The organism is Undibacterium sp. GW821-FHT07F11 (assembly GCF_059418665.1).
Genome location: NZ_JBWKQH010000004.1, coordinates 273,205 through 294,214 on the forward strand (window position 1 = coordinate 273,205; position 21,010 = coordinate 294,214).

A 21,010-nucleotide genomic window follows, 5' to 3' on the forward strand; every position below is an offset into this window, starting at 1 on the left:
ACCCAAACCCAAACCCAAACCCAAACCCAAACCCAAACCCAAACCCAAACCCAAACCCAAACCCAAACCCAAACCCAAATCGGGGGTGTTTTGATTCTGGCGATTAATTATTTATCTTCACCCTGAAATAATCCACATCCACAGAATCATCACCGACAGCAGATGCTGCCTCACCAGCACGCACGCTGAACAGCCCCATTTGCGCGCCAACCCAGCGCCCCATGGTGGCGGTAAACACATCGCCAATTGCATTGAATTGCTGATTATTGGTGCTGTAATAGAAACGGGTCTTGCCACCCGCCTGCACTACCATGCGTAAGTACACGATGTTGCTTCTCAATGGCAGGCTGGCACGGGTGACTTCTTCGCATTTTGATTCTGTCTTGTCGCAAGTGGACAAGAGCAATTGTTTTTCCTTGTCTTGCTGACGTACACCCAGCCAGGCATAGTTAAAGCCGTACATGACCAAGCCAGCGCTGCTACCGTCTTTCAGATGACTGACGTCGAGCTTGGTATCTACCGTGAATTGCTCTGCAGGCAGTTTTTGCAATAACAGCGAAGGCACATCCCACAGGTTTTTGCGTCCGGCATAGCTGGTGTCAGATTGTGTCAGCAGGCGCAAATGCTGTGGCCTGGCTGTCAGTGAAAACCATTCAGGTTTCCAGTTGGCATTCCACTGCCATTGCAGGCCCAGTTTGCTGCTCTTGAATTCATCCGTAGTGGCCGGTTGCACAGAAGGGAATTTACTTGGCAGTGGCATGGCATGACTGAGCACCGGTTCGCCTGTGCCAGCGTAGTTGGTATCGTCACCGATGACAGGCCAGCCATCTTTCCAGTGCATGGGTTGCAGGTGCACGATGCGGCCATACGCACGCTTATCCTGGAAGTGATAAAACCAGTCTGTACCTTGCGGGGTTTGTACCCAGGAACCTTGATGCGGGCCATTGGTGGATGACTTGCCTTGTGCCATGACGATCCTGTCTTCATACGGGCCTTCGATATTGTGCGAACGGAATACCGATTGCCAGCCTTCTTCGACGCCACCTGCGGGGGCGAATACATAGTAGTAGCCCTGATGCTTGTAAAGCTTTGGTCCTTCCAGCGTCTTGTAGTTAGGCAGCTTGTTGCCATCAATGACGATCTTGCCTTCGGTATCCAGCAATTGTGTCGCTTCGTTGTTCATGCGGCGCAGGCTCAGTACATTATTGAAACCGGCACGGCTCTTGGCCCAGGCATGCAAGAGGTAGGCCTTGCCATCCTCATCCCACAATGGAGCAGGGTCGATGATGCCTTTGCCTGCCAGCAGCAAATGTGGCGTAGTCCAGTGACCGCTGAACTTTTCTGCAGTCATCACGTAGATACCTTTATCGGGGTCAGGGTAAAAAATCCAGAAGCGATTATCGTGATAGCGCAGGCAGGGTGCCCACACACCCTTGCCATGCTGCGGCCTGACAAAATCTGCCAACGGTAATTGCTGGGACAGGGCATGGCCGGTTAACTGCCAGTGCACCATATCTGCCGATTCCAGCAGTGGCAGGCCGGGGGCGCTGTTGAAGCTTGATGCAGTCATGTAGTAGCGATTGCCAACGCGTATGACATCGGGATCAGAATAATCGGCATGAATGATGGGATTCTGGTAGCGCGGCTTGCCAGCGTCAGCATCAGCCGCACAGGTGTGCGCACTCAGGCTGGACAACAACAGGCAGGCAGCTGCCAGCTGGGCCATCATTCCAGGCATTTGCTTCATCATGCTTTCCTAACAGATGGTTGGTCGACCAGTGTGAAAATTGGTAAGACCAATTATGCAAGGCAATGTAAAAGCATGCAAGCTCAGTTTTCAGGCGAATGATAAAAATCAAGCCCGTGCTCATGCAAGTGTCTTGAATTTTTTATTGACTTCAATGATTACACATGTAATCATTCCTCATCGATTACATGTGTAAATGATTTGAATTCGAGATTGAAGCTTATAAATAAGCCTGGAGCCAGTAATGAAAAACATCGCCATCAGCGAAGCAGAGTCGCTTGTCATGGAAACCCTGTGGCAGCAGCACCCCCAGTCAGCCGAAGAGGTCAGCGCAGCTCTGGCGCAGCAACAGGACTGGCAAGACGCCACCGTCAAAACGCTGCTGAACCGTCTGCTCAAAAAAGGGGCGATAGCTGCAGAGAAGGATGGCAGGCGTTTTTTGTACTCCCCCATACTCAGGCGTGAACAATGGCTGATGTCGGAGAGCAAAGGCTTTCTGGACCGCATGTTCAATGGCCGCATCGCCCCGCTGGTGGCGCATTTCAGCGAACAAAAGAAATTATCCAAACAGGACATCGCTGAACTGAAACGTTTGATCAAGGAGCTGGGTGATGAGTAATATTTTTTTGCAGACAGGCTTGTTGGCTTGCCTGATCATCAGTAGCCTTATTGTTCTCATCCTGTTGATCAGGCAGCCCTTGCGCAAACTGGTGGGCGCCAGTATCAGCTATCAATTTTGGGTCATCTTGCCGTTAAGCTTGATGGCGATGCTTTTCCCGCATCATCAATATCTGGACATGGCTGTGGATTTGAATGCGCCGGTGAATCAACTCATTCCCGGTACAACTTTGCTGGAAATTCAGTCTGCCAGTGTCTGGCCAGTAATCCTGGTCAGTGCATGGCTCATCGGTAGCTTTGTCATGCTGACACTGTTCGGGATGCAGCACCTGCATTTCTTGCGCAGGCTGGGCAAACTCACCAGGGCTGATGATGTATATCTTGCCAGTGATGTGGATACTGGCCCTGTCCTGGCAGGCTGTTTCAAGCCAAAAATTATAGTACCTGCCGACTTTTTTGAACGTTACAGCGCGGCAGAACAGGCACTCATCATCCGTCATGAACTGGTGCATAAACGCCGGGGTGATGTCATTGCCAATACCCTGTTCGCGCTGCTGCAATGCCTGTTCTGGTTTAATCCATTCGTGCATGTCGCCGCCAGATGTTTTCGCCTTGATCAGGAACTGGCCTGCGACGCCAGCGTGATAGCGCGAGAGCCGCAAGCCAGGCGCACCTATGCCGAAGCCATGCTGAAAACCCAGTTAAGTATTACCCCCAGTGCCCTGGCCTGTCATTGGCCTTCCCGTCATCCCTTAAAGGAGAGAATCATGCAATTGCAAAAAAACAGTCCTGGAAAATTGAAACGCATCAGTGCCTATATGGTATTGACTTGTCTGTGCGGTGCCAGTGCTTATAGTGCCTGGGCTGCTACACCGGCGAGCACAGTCGCCGCACCCATCCAGGCTGGTCAAGATGTGGGAAAATCAGAAGTGGATAGTTATTCTGTGGCGATGGATATCAAGGTAGCTGGTATAAAAAGTTCACCTCGTGTAGTAGTCAAGCAAGGTACGCAAGCCAGCATTGCCATGCAGTCTGAAGATGGTCAGGCAAAGTGGGACTTCAGTTTCACCCTCATTCCAGCGCCTGCAGACAAGTATAAAAATTCAGTGACCATAGACATGGTAGTTAAAAAAGGAGATGAGGTGATCGCCAAGCCAAAACTCATTACAGGCTTGAACCAGCAGGCGAGGCTGCAAAAAGAAACGCCAGACAAGCAACAGGATTTTGATATTACGATGACGGCCAATCTGGTCAGGTAGGCTCGGTGATCTGGATAGCTTTAGTCAAGGTTTGCCTGCCTGCTCTGATAAAATCATTCAATTCTTGTTGATAGTAAAAGAGCAGGCACAACATGCAATCCACATTTTTCAGATTCACTGCCTTGTTGTTATCCCCTTTGTTGCTGCTATGCGTTTCCAATGCCATGGCTGCACCAGGCAAAGTCTGTACCGGCAATGCTGCCTTGCGCAAGCTTGATGGCTATTGGAGTACCAGCCACTTCCTGGCGCTGTTGAAAAAACATGGCAGCTGGACTGCTGCCATGACTGCGACGGACAGCCAACGAGTTGCCCTGACCATAAAAGATGGACTCATCAAACAGAACCTTGCCTGGCATGAAGGGGATGAGACTGAATATTGCCTGCGTCAGCAAGGCGACAAAATCTGGCTGTTGGGTGATGGCAAAAGCAGGATAGAGCAAGGCCCGTATCAGCGTCTGGGCACTTTGGATCAGAATGAAGCAAACCTCTACCTGGCGCGCATCATACAAGGCTGCTTTGTCAGTGAAGAAAAAGAGCAGTGGTGCTTTCAAAACGGCAAACTCAGCATAGATGGAAAACCGGCCCAAGCCAGTTTGTCACGCGATTTGTCGGAACTGGATTTGTATGGCACCCCGCTGCGTGTTGAAGGACGCAAGCTGCCATTCTGGTACCTGATTAAACGCGGCGAAAGCTGGGCAGTATTTGAAGATGATTATGCGAGTAATGAAAAACGTGTACCCATCGATCCAAAGACCAGCAAGCCTTGGCGCGTGTTGAGAAAGCAGTAAGCCAGAATGTGCTCTTACCTCAATAGCCTGCGTCGCTATTTCAGCATCAAGCGCATTATCCTGCTGGTATTTGCCTTGCTGCTGGCGGGTTTTATATGGGCCATGTTGAATATTGCCTTTTATCCTGCACTACTGGCTCAGCATTCTGCTGCACCTGAAAAAATCAAAGCCGATGCCGCAATTGTGTTGGGTGCATCGGTCTGGAAAGATAAACCATCGCCCGTGTTTGCCGAACGTATCAAGCATGGCATTCAGCTATACAAAAACGGCCAGGTGCACTACCTCATCTTCACTGGTGGTTTGAGTGAGGGTGACAAGCTCTCAGAATCGGCTGCAGCACGCCAGTATGCGATTGTCCAGGGCGTTCCCGCAGAAAAGATATTGATAGAAGAGATATCGACAAACACTTACCAAAACCTGGTGCAGGCTTGCAAGCTCATGCAGGCGCAACAGTTGCAAAACGTAATGATAGTCAGTGATCCATTGCACATGAAGCGGGCGATGACGATGGCCGATGAATTGCACATCAATGCTGTTTCAGCCGCTACACCTACCAGTCTTTATGTCAGTTGGCGCTCAAAGAGCAAGGCTTTGCTGTATGAGAGTTTCTTTTATGCGAAGTATAGATTAACTGGTGAATATCACCATGATTGTAAATAGGGCGTAGAGCTGGAGTATTGATTAAATGAATTTGTTTTTACGAATTGGAATATGTGTATTGGGCTTGCTTGCGATTTTGTATGGTGCAGGTTTGATTTTCGCCAATGGCAGCACCCTTCCTGGCTGTAGAAGAGGATGTGCATTGGAGCACCTTATTCTGATGCTGTTTGGTGATCGCGATGGCAAAGTAGTACTGGGTGCCGGGACGATATTAATTGGTGTGACCATGATTTGGCAGGGAATACGATCGGAGAGTGAAAAACAAGGCAGTCCCAACGATTAGGTTTTCATTTGTCCATATCGGATCAGGTGGCATTGCTATTTCATACGCACAGCATATGCTTCCTGCATATCACGCCGTATCATTAATTTGTCGCAGCTTATCAGGTGGCTGCCGCAACATATGAATTGCGTTTTTTCAGCGTTATCGAGGCGCGAAAGAGATTCTAAGGATGTGTGGTCGAGCCGATTTTGGCGCTCTTCCTTAATAGCCTCAAGCTGCTCTTCTGTTATATGGACCAGATTCGCTAATCTGTACTGCATTTGCGCCAGTGACCAATAGGGATAGCGGTGCAGCGCGATATCCCAGTCCTTGATTTTTACTGTTTGAGCGAAGAAGTAATTCCAGATTTTTAGCGTCGCCTCATCCAGGGTATCAATAAAGATCGAAAAATCATTTTCGCCAGGACCGGGTATGTAGTCCCAACGCAGTAGATTTAAGCGATTTTGTACGATACGTAAATCCAGCATGGTGTCTTCAGATTTACTGATAAGCATGTGCTCGGGTGCGCGCAATTCGATTTGTAAACCCTTTTCTTCCAGATACTTGCTGATAGTGCGTAAATTTTCCATTTTCAAGTACTCTTGCCGACCAGTCTCTCCAGCTTCTCCAGCATCGTAAACAAACCCCTGTCGTCTTCAGAATAAGGATAATCAAAGTACTCTATCTGCATCCATTGCGTAGACTGCCCAGGGTGTACATAGATTTCAAAGTCGTCAACCAGGATGACATCGGCGACTGCCGCATCAGGTACAAATTCCAGATTCTTGGTTTCACCTTGCCAGTTGACGTATTCGATATCGGCAAACCATGCAGGTACCTTGCCTTCTTCTACCAGCAAACGGGCGATGTGCCGGAACTTGTCTTCCTTGACGGTTGTAAACATAACCAGGCGCGGGAAAAGCAACGTGCAACTCTCCAAAAATTCAAATAGACCAGGACGCGGGATCTGGCTCATGGCGTTTGAGATCAGCGTACCTTCCAGGTCCAACGCCAATACCTTGGGTGGGTTTGTTTTCATTTAATGAAATCTTAAGATGGAAACTGATTGTCTCACCAAGCTCCTTGTCGGCGCAACGTCAAGGCTTGATTATTTATTCTGGGTAAGAACTTATTTTATTAATAAAGGTCAGATACCTACTATTCAAAAGGAGATAAGCGATGTTGAACTATGTTGTGGTTTCCATGCTTTTGCTTTGCACGCTACTATCTACCCATGCTGCACACGCTGTCAATAAAGGGGATGTGCTATGGGAGTTCAAGACCGATGCACAGGTATGGTCACCCCTGGCATCACGCGGCGATATAGCCTACTTTGGCAGTGACGATGGTTACTTCCATGCACTCAACACCAGTCAAAGAAAAGAGGTCTGGCGCTATCGTAGTGGCGCGGCGATACGTTCCGGCGCAGCGTTTTACCAGAACATGGTCTTGTTCTCCAGCGATGACGGGTACCTGTATGCGCTTGATAATGGTAACGGCGAGCTCTTGTGGAAATTTAAGCTTGGCAGTGCGGACATTGTGCGTCACCTGCCTTCCAATCTCGGGGAGCCTGACTACGATTATCTGGCATCTTCCCCCGTAGTTGATGGTGATATGGTATTCGTTGGCAGCGCCGATGGTAATTTGTACGCCATTGATGTTAAGAGCGGTAGTCTACGCTGGAAATTTGCCACTGCAGGCCGTATCCGGGCCACACCCATGCTGGCGGATGGGCAGGTTTGCGTCGGCAGTTGGGATCATTTCTTTTACTGCCTGGAGCGTAACAGCGGAAAACAGCAATGGCGCTATGACACCAAAAAAGTCATACAGTCGAGTGCTGTCGTATCCAATGGCAAGATAGTTTTTGGTGGCCGCAAGCCTGCTTTGTTTGCACTTGATGCCAAGAGCGGCAAAGAAGTATGGATCGCACCTTATGCCGATGGTTCCTGGGTAGAATCCACGGCAGTCGCAGATGCAGGCATGCTCTACGTAGGCAGTTCAGATTCACTCAAGTTATCTGCTTTTGAGAGCGCTACCGGCAAAGAAATATGGAAGTTCAATACAGGAGGCTGGAGCTGGATGACGCCACTGCTGGCCGATGGTGTCTTGTACATAGGTGCTATTTCGGCCAGTCCCTATTATTTCCCGGATGTGACTTTACGTAGCGGTTTTTACGCAGTGGATGCCGCTACCGGTAAGCAGCTTTGGCAGTATCACCCTTCCAGCCTGAGCGGCAGTTTTATCACCGGCGGTGTATTCGCCCGCCCCGTATTGACCGCAGATGCTGTGCTGGTTGCTGACCTGGATGGCACACTCAGGGCGCTTGCCAGATAAGCGCGTTTCTTCCCGGTGCAGGAAAGAAACGCATCAAGCCTTTGCGTCAGTTTGCTGGCAAATTGCCTTCAAATAATTGCCGATGCGCGGCCAGTGCAGGCAGGAGTTTTTCTATGCAGGCATTGATGCGCCTGACACGGCGCAAGTCGGGATGGCTGAGTATCCACAAGGTGGAAAGAAATTCTTCCACAGGCGCACCCAGGCGTTTGAGTGCAGGGGCGCGGTCACCAAGATAACAGGGCAAGATAGCCATGCCCATGCCGGCGTTGGCAGCACTTACGACACCTGTCAGACTGTTGGAGCGAAATACCGCACGCTCTGCCAAGCCTTGCGTGGCCAGCCACTTGGCTGAATCCAGATGGGCCAGTGTGGCATCGACCATGACCCAGGGGTGCTTGCTCATATCATTCATGTCGCTGCCAGAAATGTCTGGCCAGGCGACGGGATAGTAAATGCAGGAGGCAATATCGCATACGCGACGGGCGATCAAATGCCCGGGGGGATCACCGCCAGCGCGAATGGCAATGTCTGCGTCGCGTTTTTCCAGGGAAAACATGCTGTTGCCAGTGCTGACTTCCAGACATATTCCTGGCAATTGCTGCTGTACGCTGGCAAATATGGGGGGCAATAGCTGGAACATCAGCGTATCCGTCGTCGTCAGCCGCACGCTGCCTGCAGGTTTTTCATCCAGCCCGGCGATGCCCAGTTCCAGTCGGTGGATGTCATCTTCAATTTGTTGTGCCACGGCGATGATTTCGCTGGCAGCGGCACTCGGCGTGTACCCGGAGCGTTTGCGTTCAAATAGATTGACCGCGAGTTTTTTCTCTATCGCCCGCACGCGGCGAAAAACCGTGGGATGACTGCTGCCCAGCGCAAGTGCGGCCTGATTCAGACTGCCTGTCCTGGCGACAGCCAGGATGATGCGCAAATCATCCCAGTCCAGTCTGGCTTGTTCATTTTTGAAATCTTGCATTGCAGGAGCAGGTCTTGTTGTAGGTCTGTGGCAAGATTACCATAGCTATAAATTCAATACGGAGTCAAAAATGAACAACCCCGAAATTTTCCAGCCAAAAACCACAGATGAAATAGATCAGATGATCGCCCGCAATCCCCTGGCCCTGGTCATCAGTGCTGACGGTGTGAATATACAAGCTTCACCCTTGCCGCTGATATTGCAGAGGGATGTTGAAGGCAATGCCAGTTTCGTAGGACATTTTTCCATCCACAATCCGCAGTTGGAAATCATACGCAAGAATCCGCGCGCCTTGCTGGCCTTCACCGGTGTCGAGGGTTATATTTCCTCCGCCTGGCTCAGCGACCGTCGCTATGCGCCCACCTGGAATTATCAAGTCGCCCATTTTGAAGTGGAGATTTGTCTGGAAGAAGGTCCTGCTGCTGCCTGGTCTGCGCTGGAAACCCTGATCAGCCATATGGATGCCAATGAGCCGCAACCATGGAAGATAGAAGAAAGCCCGAGGGCAGAACAACTGGCAAAATTCATCGTGCCTTTTCGTGCCAAAGTCTTGTCTTGCCAGGCGCAATTCAAATTGGGGCAGGGCGATCCTGTGAGCCTGATACAAGACAGTTTGCCTGCTCTCAGAAAAAACGGTAATCATGGCCTGGCTGATGCCATGGCGAAATTGCACGAGCTGGATGCGTGAATTACAGTAGCAGGAAACTGCCAGTTGGTCATGCTGTGCGAACCCGGTTTTTATTGCTCTGCCGGACAGAAGCATTATTCTTGTGAGCCGGCATGTATGGCGATTTTGCAGGTACGCCATGCGCAGCAGTTTTTGATGAATGCTAATCGTATTCGCCAGGATAGCTGCGTATGACGTACCCTGCAAACCAGCAAATTTACATGCTATGAAAGTTTAAAAAACTCGGCTGACTTTTCTTCCCCAAATTCAGTCCAGTACCAGCAAGCCATCAAGAAGCTGCTGAGCTGATGATCTTCTGCATACCAGGCTTGGTCATCATTATTCCTTTGCCACACCAGCGGGTCATCTTGTGACAGGTCTTGCAGACGTATGCCCCAATCGACGACACCCTGGTTTTCATGCATGAAGATCAGGTGTTCTTGTTCTACGTACAAATCTTCGGGTAACAAGAGTTCATTATATGTGGTGTTGATAGAGCTATTGCCAGCGCAATGATAGTAGGCCAGCAAAGCAAGTGGCAGGGGATGTGCAGCTGCCTGTAATTTGCTGGCAGCATCTGGCAGGGCTAACATTTCCAGCCCGGCGTTTTGCATCCAGTGTTTGTAATAATCCTGGTAGGTCTTTATCGCAACTTGTGTCGTGGCGGTTTGTGCTGGATTCATATTGTCAGCGATGTGCATATCCAGGTGATGTGGCTGCCCTTATTCTTTGGCCGCCGCGACCAGAGCATGTGCTGCCGCTATTAACAATACCGTGGCTTCCCCTTCAAAGAACATCTGCGAACTGACAAAGGCACCGTTGATCAGCACTGCCAACTGACCAGCCAGCTCATCCGGGCGTTTTGCATCCAGGCGTACTGCAATTTCTTTAAGCCTGCGTCGCAATTCATGCTTATGGGTGTGTGCGACCTTGCGGGCAGGGTGATTCTGGTCAGGAAATTCTGCAGCGACATTGATTTGCGGGCAGCCGCGATAATTGGGGCGTGCTACCCGCTCACCTATCCACTGGAAATGCGCATCAAGTTCGGCCGCGGCATCATTTGCATGGCGCGCATGAACATCACCCCAGCATTGCCAGAAGTCTTCATCTTCACGTTGCAGAAAAGCGGCGATGAGATCATCTTTGGTGCCGAAATGGCGATAGATACTGGTTTTTGCCACGTCAGCCTGCTCCGCCACCAAATCCACGCCCACGGCTCTTACGCCCTGGCTATAGAAAAGGCGGGATGCTGTTTCAAGAATGCGCTCTTTTACCTCTGAGGTAGCAGATGCATTGCCGGTCTTTGAAGTATTCATGGGAAAAAATTATAACATAATCGCTTGACATGCTACAGACCTGTATGTATCTTATAAAACATACCGGTCTGTATCGCTTAAACGTAAACATAAATATGAAGTAAATGTGACAACAAACATGGAGTCAAACGATGAAAACCTCAGTAAATAACAAAGTTGCTGTTTTTGGTGCCACCGGACATACGGGGCGCTTTGTGGTGGATGAACTTGTACGGCGCGGCATGGTGCCGGTAGCCCTGGCCCGCGACAGCATCAAGCTGGCTGCTGCTGGCTATGCAGAGCGCGGCATTCAGACCAGGTCTGTCTCCATAGCCGATAACGTAGCACTTGATGATGCCTTACATGGTGTAGCTGCCCTCATCAATTGCGCAGGCCCCTTCCTGGAGACCGCGGATCAACTTGCTGCAGCCGCAGTGCGCAATGGTGTGCATTATCTGGATGTCAGCGCAGAGCAGATGAGTGCACATGACACCTTGAAGAAATTTGATAGCCCGGCACGGGAAACAGGCGTGCTGGTTCTCCCCGCCATGGGGTTTTACGGCGGTCTTGCCGACTTGCTGGCTACTGCAGTCATCGGCGACTGGGATGCTGTAGACGACATCCGCATAGGCATCGCACTGGATAGCTGGCATCCGACCGAAGGGACACGCATCACGGGTGCCCGTAATACTGCGCATCGCCTGGTGGTCAGTGACGGCGAGTTGCTGCCGATGGCCCTGCCTGCGGCTGAAATTGCCTGGGATTATGCAGAACCCTTCGGGCGTCTGGATGCCATTGAAGTGCCGTTTTCTGAAGTCATTTTGATGAAGCAGCATCTCAGGATAGGGCAATTGCATACTTATCTGAATCTGTCTGCTCTCCAAGATATACGAGACCCATTGACGCCGCCACCCGCAGCGGCTGACGAAAGCGGCAAGTCCGCCCAGCTTTTCCTGGTTGAGGTGATTGCAAGCAAGGATGGGGTGACACGCAATCTGGTAGCGCAGGGGCGTGATATCTATGGTTTTACTGCACCGCTGATATGCGAGGCAGTGCAGCGGATTTTGCAGGGTGAAGTGAAAGAGCGTAGCGGGGCGCACGCGCCAGGTGCGGTCTTTGATGCCCGCAGTTACCTGCATGCTCTTGCGCCGGAACTTGTTTGTTCCTTTGCCTCATGATTCATGCTTGAAGCTGTAACAAGTACACCGCCTGCATAGCGCATCCGTCAAACCGGATATGACATGGGGCGACTGTTTCTGACGGTACTCAGACTGTGAAAATATCTTGAACTTAGAACAATTTATGCTTTATTATGCTCGAATACATAATTTATGTTTCCAGACATAATAAAGCATAATAGAGAAAATAAGGTCATCAGCCCATGAGTACTTCCTTTACTTTTCGCCGCCCTGAGTTGGCTCAGGAACTTTGCAACAGGCTGCAAGGCAAGGGTTTGAGTGATGCTCGATCAGGCTTGTTCCTGGCTGCGCCAAGGCGTGTCGGCAAGAGTACCTTCTTGCGGGAAGACCTGGTGCCAGAGATCAGTCAGCGTGGCTGGCAGCCAGTGTATGTGGACTTGTGGGCTAACAAAGAGCGCGACCCGGCACTGATTATTACCGAGGCCATCAAAAAACATCTGGCGGACACCATAGGCATCATCAGCAAGGCCGCTAAAGCTGTGGGTCTCTCCAGGGTCAATGTGCTGGGGACATTGACCATTGATATCAACCAGCCGGGTTTACCAGACAATGTCACGCTCTCAGATGTGATTGCAGAACTCAGTCATCAGGTCAAAAAACCTGTCGTGCTGATCGTCGATGAGGCCCAGCATGCCCTGAGTACCCCGGCAGGCTTGAATGCCATGTTCGCACTCAAATCCGCCCGCGACACTCTCAACCTGAGTGCCGAGCTGCCTGCCCTGATGCTGGTATTCACCGGTTCCAACCGCGACAAACTTGCCCACCTGGTGCTGAACCGCACTCAGCCTTTCTTTGGTTCCAGCATTACGCCTTTCCCATTGCTCAACAAGTCGTACACGGATGCCTTCACCAAATGGGCGAATGGCAACCTGGCCAGGGGTAATAAGCTGCGTGCAGAAAGTGTCTGGGCAGCATTCCAGTTACTGGGACACAGACCAGAGATGCTGCGCGACCTGATCGCCCACATCGCCCTCGACGGCCAGGCGCAAAGTCTGTCAGAAATATTGGAAGACGGTGCCCGAAAAATCAATAACCGCCTGTGGGAGGAATTCGCCAGCGAGTTTGATGCCCTGACAGCGATACAGAAAGCCGTGCTAAGTGTGCTCATCAGCAAGGGTGAACACTGGATACCGTTTTCCGACGAATCCATGGCAGCTTACATGGACATCACAGAAACCAAGAAGTTATCGAAAGCGACAGTGCAAACCGCTATCGATGGCTTGCGTGAAAAGAATCTGGTCTGGAAAGAATCCAGAGGCATTTATGCGCTGGAGGATCAGGGTTTTGCTGAGTGGTTCAGACATAACAGGCTGGCTGTAGCAGACGAATAAGGCTCATGAATTAATCCGTATCAGCCTTGAGTGACATCGCCCCCACAATGGGGACAATTCTTTTTATGATGGTCAGTCCCTGCATCCAGTATTGCGGCCGTCATGATGGCGGTTGGCAGTGCAAAAATTCCTATGCCGATTAAAACAATCGCACCAGAGAGCAACTTGCCCACAGGCGTGATGGGCGTGATATCGCCATAGCCTATGGTGGTCAATGTCACGATGGCCCACCATAGCGTCTCAGGAATACTGCTGAATTTATCTGGCTGTACACTGTGCTCAATTAGATACAGTAAGGCGGCAAAGCAGTACGCGGTAATCACCATCATCAGGATGGCAACGATGAGCAGATGCTTTCTTTTTGCCAAAGCACTACTGACGGATTTAAACGAATGATCCAGCCCTTCGAGATTAAGTACCCGTAACAGTCTGGTCAGGCGGAATATTCTTAAGAAACGCAAATCCCACGGTGCCCAGAAGGTCAGAATCACCAGTAAGTCGAGCAAAGACAGGGGCTGTAGAGCATATTTGATCCTACCGCTGATGGGCGAAGCAAACCGGCCTTGCTCTACACATACCCACAAACGCAGCAGGTATTCAACCACGAAAAGGCTGGTCGAAAAAATTTCGATGATATGAAACAAGACTTTGTTTGGGCCAGCAATTGAGGGCACGGTTTCAAGTGCAACAGCAATACAATTGATGAGGATGACGGTAGCCAGGAAGTAGTTGATGTAACGGGTCAGCGCATTCGAGCGCGAAGGTTTATGCAGTATGTGAAACAGGCGCGCACGGAAAGCATGGTAGGTAGTCATTTTTATCAGTCAGGATTTTCTCGCTAATAAAAAGAATACCAGCGCACTGACTGAAAAAGCAATTGCGTGAAAAAATTTACCAAAGGACGCGAAGATCAACACGTCCACAAGTGAGACTATGCTGATGGCATACAAATCACGTTGCCGGATTTTGATTTTCATTTTTTTCTAGACCATTATCTGTAATGCCAAGCCATGGATCAATCCAGATAATTATACCTTGCACCCCATCTGCTTACGCAACTTACCCATATCACTGGCCGCAGTAGATTTTTGGATGTCTTCAGAGATATGCCCATATTCTTCGCGCATCAGGCTGAAGTTGTTCTTGCTGCCTGCTGGCAAAAACCAGACCAGATAGCCGCAGGTGACAGGAGCGATGCTTTGCCTGGTTTCATAGTCAACTGCGATATAGGTACCGGGTTCCGGTGAGTTGGCGGGGTTTTCGTAGACGGTGACGCGCCACAGGTCACGGTTGGTTTGCTTGCCAATTTGCGCCTGATAGGCAGCAACCCGGGTTTGCCATTCTTCCAGGGTGTTAGTATTTTTCAAACGCCTGCCCAGCATGTTGTAGGCAGTTTCATAGTAGCCATTGTCTATGGCTGACATATAGGCATTGGTGAGTTTCTTGCCTTCTATCTTGAATTTGATGATGTCATCTTCACTGAGTTTGCTACTCACTACCTTGGGGCGTTCTGGTATGTCTGCTACGCAGCTCAGCATTTGCACCATGTTGAACGTGGTTTTGCCATCTGCGGCTTGCCCTGCCAGAGGCTCATTACGGCTAAATTTGTATTTGCCAAATTCCGGTATTTTGCCATTACACAATTTTGTCGCAGGCTCCGACATCATGACTTGTGCCTCGTCTACGGTCAGGCTGGTGTCACTGCTGAGTACCAATTCAAAGGTATTACCTGAGAGTTTTTTATAGGCGAGATCGGCAGCCCAGACCGGACTAATGATCAGGCAGGCAGTCATTGCTGTGGCAAGGCGGGATGGTGTCATGGCAATCAGTGGTAGGCGAAGATGCAGCAAAGATACGGGATGCAGGGGTATTTAACAACCAGGAAACTGTTTCAAAAAATTACCTGAAGTGCTTGCTGCATCCTGCCTGCAATCATCTTGCCGATTTTTTGCGCTCTGCCGCTATGTGCGTGTTAGTGTTAATTCATGATCTTCTACAATGCAGCATACCGATCTCTTCTACAGGGCTACACCATGCTTGCACCAGCCAGACTGCGCCAGTTCATTGTACGATTGCTGGTCTTGCCTTTGCTGGCTTGCAATCTGGCACAGGCGCAGGTCGATGACTACTGGATCAGCAGTGTGGCCCGGCCCGGTCATGTGGCTTTGTCTGATACCAGCAAGCGCAGCAATATTCTGGTTGCTGATGGTGATGCCAGGGCGGTGCATCTGGCGGCGGCGGATCTGGCGCGCGATTTTGGGCGCGTCACAGGACGCAAGCCCGTAATCGGCTCAGCTATGACTGCTGCACCCGCTAACCTGATACTGGTTGGCACGCTGGGCAAGTCCCCATTGCTGGATGGTCTGGTGGCAGCAGGCAAGCTGGATATTGGCAAGCTGCGCGGTGCCTGGGAAAGCTTCATCATTGCCACTGACGCCGCACCCATGCCCGGTGTTGATCATGCGGTAGCCATTATCGGTAGTGACCCGCGCGGTACCGCTTTTGGCATCTATGAATTGTCGCAAGCCATAGGGGTGTCGCCCTGGCACTGGTGGGCTGATGTGGTGCCGGAGAAAAAAAATGTGCTGTACATGGCGGCAGGTACGCGGCGTTTTGGACCGCCTTCGGTCAAGTATCGTGGCATCTTCATCAATGATGAAGACTGGGGCTTGCATGTATGGGCAGCAAAAAACTTTGAACCTGAACATAAAGGCATAGGCCCTAAAACATATGCCAAGGTATTTGAGCTGTTGCTGCGCCTGAAAGCCAATACCCTTTGGCCAGCCATGCATGCCGTCAGCCCGCCCTTTAACCAGTTGGCTGTAAATGCTGCACTGGCACATGACTATGGCATCGTCATGGGTTCATCGCATGCTGAGCCCATGCTGCGCAATAATGTTGGCGAGTGGAAGGCCGCGCCAGAAAGCTATAACTACGTCAGCAATGCAGAAGGTGTGCGTGCTTATTGGGAAGAGCGCCTGCGCAGTAATGGCCGTTACGAAAATATTTATACCCTGGGCATGCGCGGCATACATGATTCCAAAATGCAGGGCCCAAAGACCGATACAGAACGCAAGCAGGTATTAGAAACCATCTTTAGCGACCAGCGCCGCTTGCTGAACAAATATGTGAATCCCGACATACAGCAAGTGCCGCAAATGTTTTGCGCCTATAAGGAAGTACTGTCACTGTATCGCCAGGGCTTGCAGGTGCCGGATGATGTCACCATCATCTGGCCGGATGATAATTTTGGCTATGTGCGCAGTTTTGCCAACAGCGATGAACACCAGCGTGCCGGTGGTTTCGGCGTGTATTACCACTTGTCTTATCTTGGTGCACCGCTGTCTTATCTGTGGCTGGGCACGACACCACCAGCCCAGATCTGGGAAGAAATGAGCAAGTCTTATGATGCCGGTGCCCGCACGATATGGATAGCCAATGTCGGTGACTTGAAACCGGCAGAAATTGGCACAGAATTCTTTTTGCAAATGGCCTGGGATATACAGCGCTGGCCCCGCGCGCAATTGTCGGATTATCTACCGCAATGGGCAGCGCGTGAATTTGGCCATGTCCATGCGACAGAAATTGCCGCCATCCTGGCTGAGTATTACCAGTTGAATTACCAGCGCAAGCCAGAACATTTGCAATGGTGGTTGCCAAAAACAAGCCCGCGTCCCAGTGAGTTGAGTGCTGCAGAAATCACGCAAAGGCTGGCCGCATTCCGGCAATTGCAAAGCCGCGCAGACAAACTGCGTCCGCAAATACCCGCAGACAAACAAGATGCTTTTTTTGAGCTGCTGGCCTATCCCGTGCATGCAGCGGCGCTGGCGAATATCCGCTATTTTGAAACCGAACGTGGCAATAGCGCAGCCGCTATCGCCGCTGACCAGCGACTGGGCGCAATCAATGCATACTGGGATAGCCAACTGGCAGGCGGCAAATGGCGTGGCATCATGGCAGCAGAACCGGCGGATGAACAATGGAAATCCATGCGCATTGCCAAATGGCAGTCGCCTGCAGGACCGATGAAAGCTGTTGAAATTCCTCCTGCATCATCAACCAATTTATTAGCTGTCACGGCGATGGAAGCCGAGCAGTATCAGCAACGTACCCACGGCAGCATGCGCTGGGAACTGATACCTGGTCTGGGTCGCACAGGCACTGGGTCAATGGCGCTGTTCCCGACAACTGCTTCAGCCATACCATTGGCACAGGCAGTGACGACGGCACCTCGGCTTGATTATGATTTCACATTGGTGCAGCCAGATAATTACGACTTTGTTGCTTACCTGATCCCCACGCATGCTCTAAGTGGCAGTTTGCTGGAAATGGCAATCGCCATTGATGATAGCGCGCCACAATTGGTGCAACTGGATGTCAAAGATGGCAGTGCCGACTGGGCGCAGGGTGTCTTGAATGCCACACGCATGATCCGCGCCAACCTGGGCAAGCTGGCTGCGGGCAAGCACCGCCTGCATGTATATGGCATACGCCCAGGCATTGTGATCGACAAGATAGTGCTGGACAATGGCAAGCTGCCGCCCAGTTATCTGGGGCCTGCTATCGTCAGTAATAACCAGGACAAGAGCGACTGATATTCTTATTCCTTCAAACCTTCCAGCACTCCCCAGAATGCTGGCTTTGCCTGTCCTTTATCGTCAAACAGCAGGGGCCAGTCGGGGTAGGGTTTGCTTTCTACCAGCCACGAATCCTTGTCCAGCAAACCCCAGAAAGTGATGCCACCGCGCTGGGCAGGCGGTACGCTTTGCAGATAGGCACTGACAATTTCCTGGTATCTGGCTTTTTGCAGTTGCGCCAGAGCCGGATCCAGGTTCGCTGCCTTTTGTTTCTGATTCAGGCTGACATCCAGCTCTGAAATGCGCACCTGCAGACCACGTGCAGCCACTGCCTGCAGCGCACTTTTGATCTGTGCGATATCCGGGCTATCAACACTGACATGCATCTGAAAACCTATGCCGTGCAGGGGAATATGACGGCGCTGAAAATCATCCACCATATCCAGCATGAACTGCAATTTGTCGGCTTTGCTCTCCATGTTAAAGTCGTTGTAGTACAGCACTGCTGCAGGGTCGGCTTCATGGGCGGCGATGAAGGCCTGTTCTATGTAGGCCGGGCCCAGCTTTTCAAGAAAGAGCGTGGCACGGTATTGTTTGGGATGCTTGTTATCTATCGCTTCATTGACGACATCCCAGCTCTTCACCTTGCCTGCAAAATGCCTGCAGATTTGCTGTATATGGTCACGCAACATTGCCTGCCAGTCACCCTGATAGTTTTTCATCCAGGCTGGCAACTGATAGTCATGGTGCCAGATCAGGGTATGGCCATGCAAGATCATGCCATGCCCGCGCGCATAATCTGCCAGCGCATCGGCGGCTGCAAAATCGTAGGTATCAAAGGCGGGATGCAGGAAGCGCATTTTCATGCCGTTTTCTGCGACGATGCTGTTGAACTGCGCATTGATCAGTGCGGCACTTTCCTTGATGTCGGCCATATCACCAAGCTCATTCCCCACATTCAATGCGACCCCGATGGGGAATTTGGCACTGTCTTTCAATGCGGGAACGGGCGTTGCAGATTGCGCCCGGCTTTCCAGCTGGCAGAAACCTAATATCAAAGCGAGCAGGGTAGCTGTAAAGCGGTAAGACATGGTTTTGGGTATTCTGTTTGCAAGGCAGTCATCCTACAACATTGTCATGAAAATGTCAGTGTAGAGCGAATAAGAGCGCTTTATTGGTGAGCGTGATAGGTCGTTTTGACAAACTTAATTAGTTTTGTGATCGGTTGTCATACAACAGTCATGTGCATACCTTATGATCGCCGGACTTTTCCACTTCACACCAGACCTGCATCATGAATTCTACTCACTGCTTGAAACGCCTGTCCCTGGCCCTGATGATCAGCACCGCACTTGGCCTGATGGCTTGCGGTGGCGGCTCGAACACCGTGTCGACAGATACTGTCGTTATTGAAGGCCCGTTGGTGATACCAGCACCACCTGCAGATCCTGGCGTGGTTGACAGTGCACCCGTGCCTGCCGGTGTGCCAGCCTTTGTCGATACTGTCGCCAGCAACCAGCGAGGGGACGCCAGATATGCGACGCTGGAAACCAATGCCGGTGTGCGCGTGCTGTCCGGCTTTCTGGCGATCTGGCAGCCGCTGACCCTGCTCGTGGATGCCGGTGTGACTGCGCCTGCGGTAGATAATTTCCCGGCAGTGGTCACGTCCAAATGGACAGGTGTGCCAAATGACGGCACGCCAGATGGCGCTATCCTGAATCGCCCTGTGCATGATGCCAACATCAGTTACGTTGCCAGCCTCACCAGCAAACGCACGCCCGGGCAGGAACTGGCTGCTTACCTTGATGATCGCCGTGGCAAAGGTTATAGCGTGACCGATGGCCTGGGTCCATTGACAGCTGCATGGCGCAGTGCAGCCCAGCAAACTACCAGCATCACTGCCATACCCGCAGATGCAGGCACGGTTTTATACAATGACAGTGGTAATAATATAGGCGTAGGTGGCACGGCCAATGCCAACTTTGGCAATGCCGTCGATCTGGTGTCGCTGATAGGCAATAATGGCTCGACCGAACCAGCCAAGCGCTTTTATAAGTATGCGCGCCCTTACCGCTGGAGTAACCAGGTCATCGTCGCCCCATCGCTGGCACCAGCCAAGAGCACGACACCGGCAACCGATGGCGGCTTCACCAGCGGTCATTCGGCAGAAGCGACCCGCGATGTCATTGCCATGGCTTATCTGGTGCCCGAGCGTTTCCAGGAGTTGCTGAGCCGTGGCCTGGAGTTGGGTGAGAACCGCATCATGGCAGGCATGCATTCACCACTGGATGTCATGAGTGGCCGCATACAGGCGCAAGCCGTGGCTGCTGCCAATTTGTATGACGCCGCCAATGCATCGAAGAAAACTGCAGCTTATGCACAGGCCCGCGCCACCCTGATCACGCAAACCAATACCACGGCAGACAGCTTCAATGCCTATGCCCATTCTGCCACTGCAAGCACAGACCGCTTTGCTGACTATGTCAGCAATAAGGCCAATTACCTGCGCCGCATGACCTATGGTTTTGCCCCCATCGCTGCCACCAATGTGGCGGCAGTCGTACCGAAAGGCGCAGAAGTCTTGCTGGAAACCCGCTTGCCCTATTTGAGCGACGCGCAAAGACGCGTGGTCCTGAAAACCACAGTCATGGCATCTGGTTACCCCATCATGGATGATGCCGAGGGCTGGGGCAGGCTGAACCTGTTTGCAGCAGCAGACGGTTACGGCAGTTTTGTCGGCAATGTCATCGTCAACATGGATGCAAGCAAGGGTGGTTTCTATGCCATGGATATCTGGCGCAATGATATCAATGGCAACGGCAAGCTCAGCAAACTCGGTAGCGGGATATTGAAACTGGCTGGCAGTAATAGCTGGACTGGTGGCACACAAGTCGATGCCGGTACGGTTGAAGCCAATTCTGCCACGGCTTTTGGTAATGGCGATGTGTATAGCGCCGCCAGCGTGGTCGTCAATACCGTAGGCAATCTGGCTATCGCAGGCAAATACACACAGTTGGCCAGCGGTGCACTGGAGATTAACCTGCGTAGCGCGCAAAGCCAGATGGAGGTTGGCAGCACAGTCACCATCGCTGGCGGCAGCTTGCGCATACGCTTCCAGAATGGCTATAAACCCAGCGTTGGCGATACTCTCACCGTCATCAATGCTGGCAGCCTGAAAGGTAAATTTAGCAGCATCACGGTTGACGGATTTACTGCAACGCCAACTTATACTACGAACAGTCTGCAATTGAAATTGACAGCGTGATTCTGGTCTACAATATTGACACGCCACCGCAAGGT

At 51.3% G+C, this 21,010-nt stretch carries 20 protein-coding genes; 11 read left to right on the forward strand and 9 right to left on the reverse strand.

The window, feature by feature from the left end:
* Positions 1-103: 103 nt before the first annotated feature.
* Complete coding sequence (locus AC07OI_RS11735) at positions 104-1,750, reverse strand: glycoside hydrolase family 43 protein (protein WP_495257345.1); 1,647 nt, start codon at positions 1,748-1,750, stop codon at positions 104-106.
* A gap of 241 nt (positions 1,751-1,991) precedes the next feature.
* On the opposite strand from AC07OI_RS11735, the gene AC07OI_RS11740 reads away from it, so the two are divergent.
* The 5 genes from AC07OI_RS11740 (at position 1,992) to AC07OI_RS11760 (ending at position 5,355) form a co-directional block, all read left to right on the forward strand.
* Positions 1,992-2,366, forward strand: a complete 375-nt coding sequence (locus AC07OI_RS11740; protein ID WP_492702035.1) for a BlaI/MecI/CopY family transcriptional regulator — start codon at positions 1,992-1,994, stop codon at positions 2,364-2,366.
* Complete coding sequence (locus tag AC07OI_RS11745) at positions 2,359-3,624, forward strand: M56 family metallopeptidase (protein ID WP_495257346.1); 1,266 nt, start codon at positions 2,359-2,361, stop codon at positions 3,622-3,624. The genes AC07OI_RS11740 and AC07OI_RS11745 overlap by 8 nt, the downstream gene beginning before the upstream one ends.
* Before the next feature lie 92 nt (positions 3,625-3,716).
* On the forward strand, positions 3,717-4,412 hold the full coding sequence (locus AC07OI_RS11750; RefSeq protein ID WP_492702031.1) for a hypothetical protein: 696 nt from the start codon (positions 3,717-3,719) through the stop codon (positions 4,410-4,412).
* Between the two features lie 6 nt (positions 4,413-4,418).
* Positions 4,419-5,072, forward strand: a complete 654-nt coding sequence (locus AC07OI_RS11755) for a YdcF family protein (RefSeq protein ID WP_492702029.1) — start codon at positions 4,419-4,421, stop codon at positions 5,070-5,072.
* 25 nt (positions 5,073-5,097) lie between these two features.
* Positions 5,098-5,355, forward strand: a complete 258-nt coding sequence (locus AC07OI_RS11760) for a hypothetical protein (RefSeq protein ID WP_492702027.1) — start codon at positions 5,098-5,100, stop codon at positions 5,353-5,355.
* Positions 5,356-5,390: 35 nt separating this feature from the next.
* Here the strand turns inward: AC07OI_RS11760 and AC07OI_RS11765 are convergent, their stop codons facing one another.
* Together AC07OI_RS11765 and AC07OI_RS11770 are read right to left on the reverse strand one after the other, a co-directional pair.
* Positions 5,391-5,924 carry a hypothetical protein gene (locus AC07OI_RS11765; protein ID WP_495257347.1) on the reverse strand — a complete coding sequence of 178 codons (534 nt, stop codon included), beginning with the start codon at positions 5,922-5,924 and terminating at the stop codon, positions 5,391-5,393.
* 2 nt (positions 5,925-5,926) lie between these two features.
* Entirely contained in the window at positions 5,927-6,373 is a 447-nt protein-coding gene (locus AC07OI_RS11770; RefSeq protein ID WP_495257348.1) for an NIF family HAD-type phosphatase, read from the reverse strand.
* Positions 6,374-6,513: 140 nt separating this feature from the next.
* Between AC07OI_RS11770 and AC07OI_RS11775 the strand changes: the two genes are divergently transcribed.
* A complete protein-coding gene (locus AC07OI_RS11775) occupies positions 6,514-7,668 on the forward strand; it encodes an outer membrane protein assembly factor BamB family protein (RefSeq protein WP_495257349.1) in 1,155 nt (384 codons plus the stop codon).
* A gap of 46 nt (positions 7,669-7,714) precedes the next feature.
* Here the strand turns inward: AC07OI_RS11775 and AC07OI_RS11780 are convergent, their stop codons facing one another.
* Positions 7,715-8,641, reverse strand: coding sequence for a LysR family transcriptional regulator (locus tag AC07OI_RS11780; RefSeq protein ID WP_495257350.1), 927 nt, complete (start codon positions 8,639-8,641; stop codon positions 7,715-7,717).
* A 70-nt stretch (positions 8,642-8,711) separates the two neighbouring features.
* Here AC07OI_RS11780 and AC07OI_RS11785 point away from each other — a divergent pair, with 70 nt between their 5' ends.
* Positions 8,712-9,329 (forward strand): FMN-binding negative transcriptional regulator, encoded by a 618-nt coding sequence (locus tag AC07OI_RS11785; RefSeq protein ID WP_495257351.1) that lies wholly within the window; start codon positions 8,712-8,714, stop codon positions 9,327-9,329.
* A 203-nt stretch (positions 9,330-9,532) separates the two neighbouring features.
* Here the strand turns inward: AC07OI_RS11785 and AC07OI_RS11790 are convergent, their stop codons facing one another.
* Both AC07OI_RS11790 and AC07OI_RS11795 read right to left on the reverse strand, forming a co-directional pair.
* Positions 9,533-9,991, reverse strand: a complete 459-nt coding sequence (locus AC07OI_RS11790; protein WP_495257352.1) for a hypothetical protein — start codon at positions 9,989-9,991, stop codon at positions 9,533-9,535.
* Between the two features lie 39 nt (positions 9,992-10,030).
* On the reverse strand, positions 10,031-10,624 hold the full coding sequence (locus AC07OI_RS11795; RefSeq protein ID WP_495257353.1) for a TetR/AcrR family transcriptional regulator: 594 nt from the start codon (positions 10,622-10,624) through the stop codon (positions 10,031-10,033).
* A 131-nt stretch (positions 10,625-10,755) separates the two neighbouring features.
* On the opposite strand from AC07OI_RS11795, the gene AC07OI_RS11800 reads away from it, so the two are divergent.
* Positions 10,756-11,781: a saccharopine dehydrogenase NADP-binding domain-containing protein gene (locus AC07OI_RS11800; protein WP_495257354.1), complete on the forward strand. Its 1,026-nt coding sequence runs from the start codon at positions 10,756-10,758 to the stop codon at positions 11,779-11,781.
* 203 nt (positions 11,782-11,984) lie between these two features.
* Positions 11,985-13,133 (forward strand): ATP-binding protein, encoded by a 1,149-nt coding sequence (locus AC07OI_RS11805; protein WP_495257355.1) that lies wholly within the window; start codon positions 11,985-11,987, stop codon positions 13,131-13,133.
* 20 nt (positions 13,134-13,153) lie between these two features.
* On the opposite strand, the gene AC07OI_RS11810 is transcribed toward AC07OI_RS11805, so the two are convergent.
* Positions 13,154-13,948, reverse strand: a complete 795-nt coding sequence (locus tag AC07OI_RS11810) for an ion transporter (RefSeq protein WP_495257356.1) — start codon at positions 13,946-13,948, stop codon at positions 13,154-13,156.
* A gap of 213 nt (positions 13,949-14,161) precedes the next feature.
* The gene (locus tag AC07OI_RS11815; protein ID WP_495257357.1) at positions 14,162-14,953 is read right to left on the reverse strand and encodes a DUF4019 domain-containing protein; all 792 of its coding nucleotides are present in this window, start codon (positions 14,951-14,953) and stop codon (positions 14,162-14,164) included.
* A 213-nt stretch (positions 14,954-15,166) separates the two neighbouring features.
* On the opposite strand from AC07OI_RS11815, the gene AC07OI_RS11820 reads away from it, so the two are divergent.
* Positions 15,167-17,728, forward strand: coding sequence for a glycosyl hydrolase 115 family protein (locus AC07OI_RS11820; RefSeq protein WP_495257358.1), 2,562 nt, complete (start codon positions 15,167-15,169; stop codon positions 17,726-17,728).
* Positions 17,729-17,733: 5 nt separating this feature from the next.
* Here AC07OI_RS11820 and AC07OI_RS11825 read toward each other — a convergent pair whose 3' ends face one another.
* Entirely contained in the window at positions 17,734-18,801 is a 1,068-nt protein-coding gene (locus AC07OI_RS11825; protein WP_495257359.1) for an endo-1,4-beta-xylanase, read from the reverse strand.
* A 203-nt stretch (positions 18,802-19,004) separates the two neighbouring features.
* On the opposite strand from AC07OI_RS11825, the gene AC07OI_RS11830 reads away from it, so the two are divergent.
* On the forward strand, positions 19,005-20,975 hold the full coding sequence (locus tag AC07OI_RS11830) for an acid phosphatase (RefSeq protein WP_495257360.1): 1,971 nt from the start codon (positions 19,005-19,007) through the stop codon (positions 20,973-20,975).
* Positions 20,976-21,010: the final 35 nt, after the last annotated feature.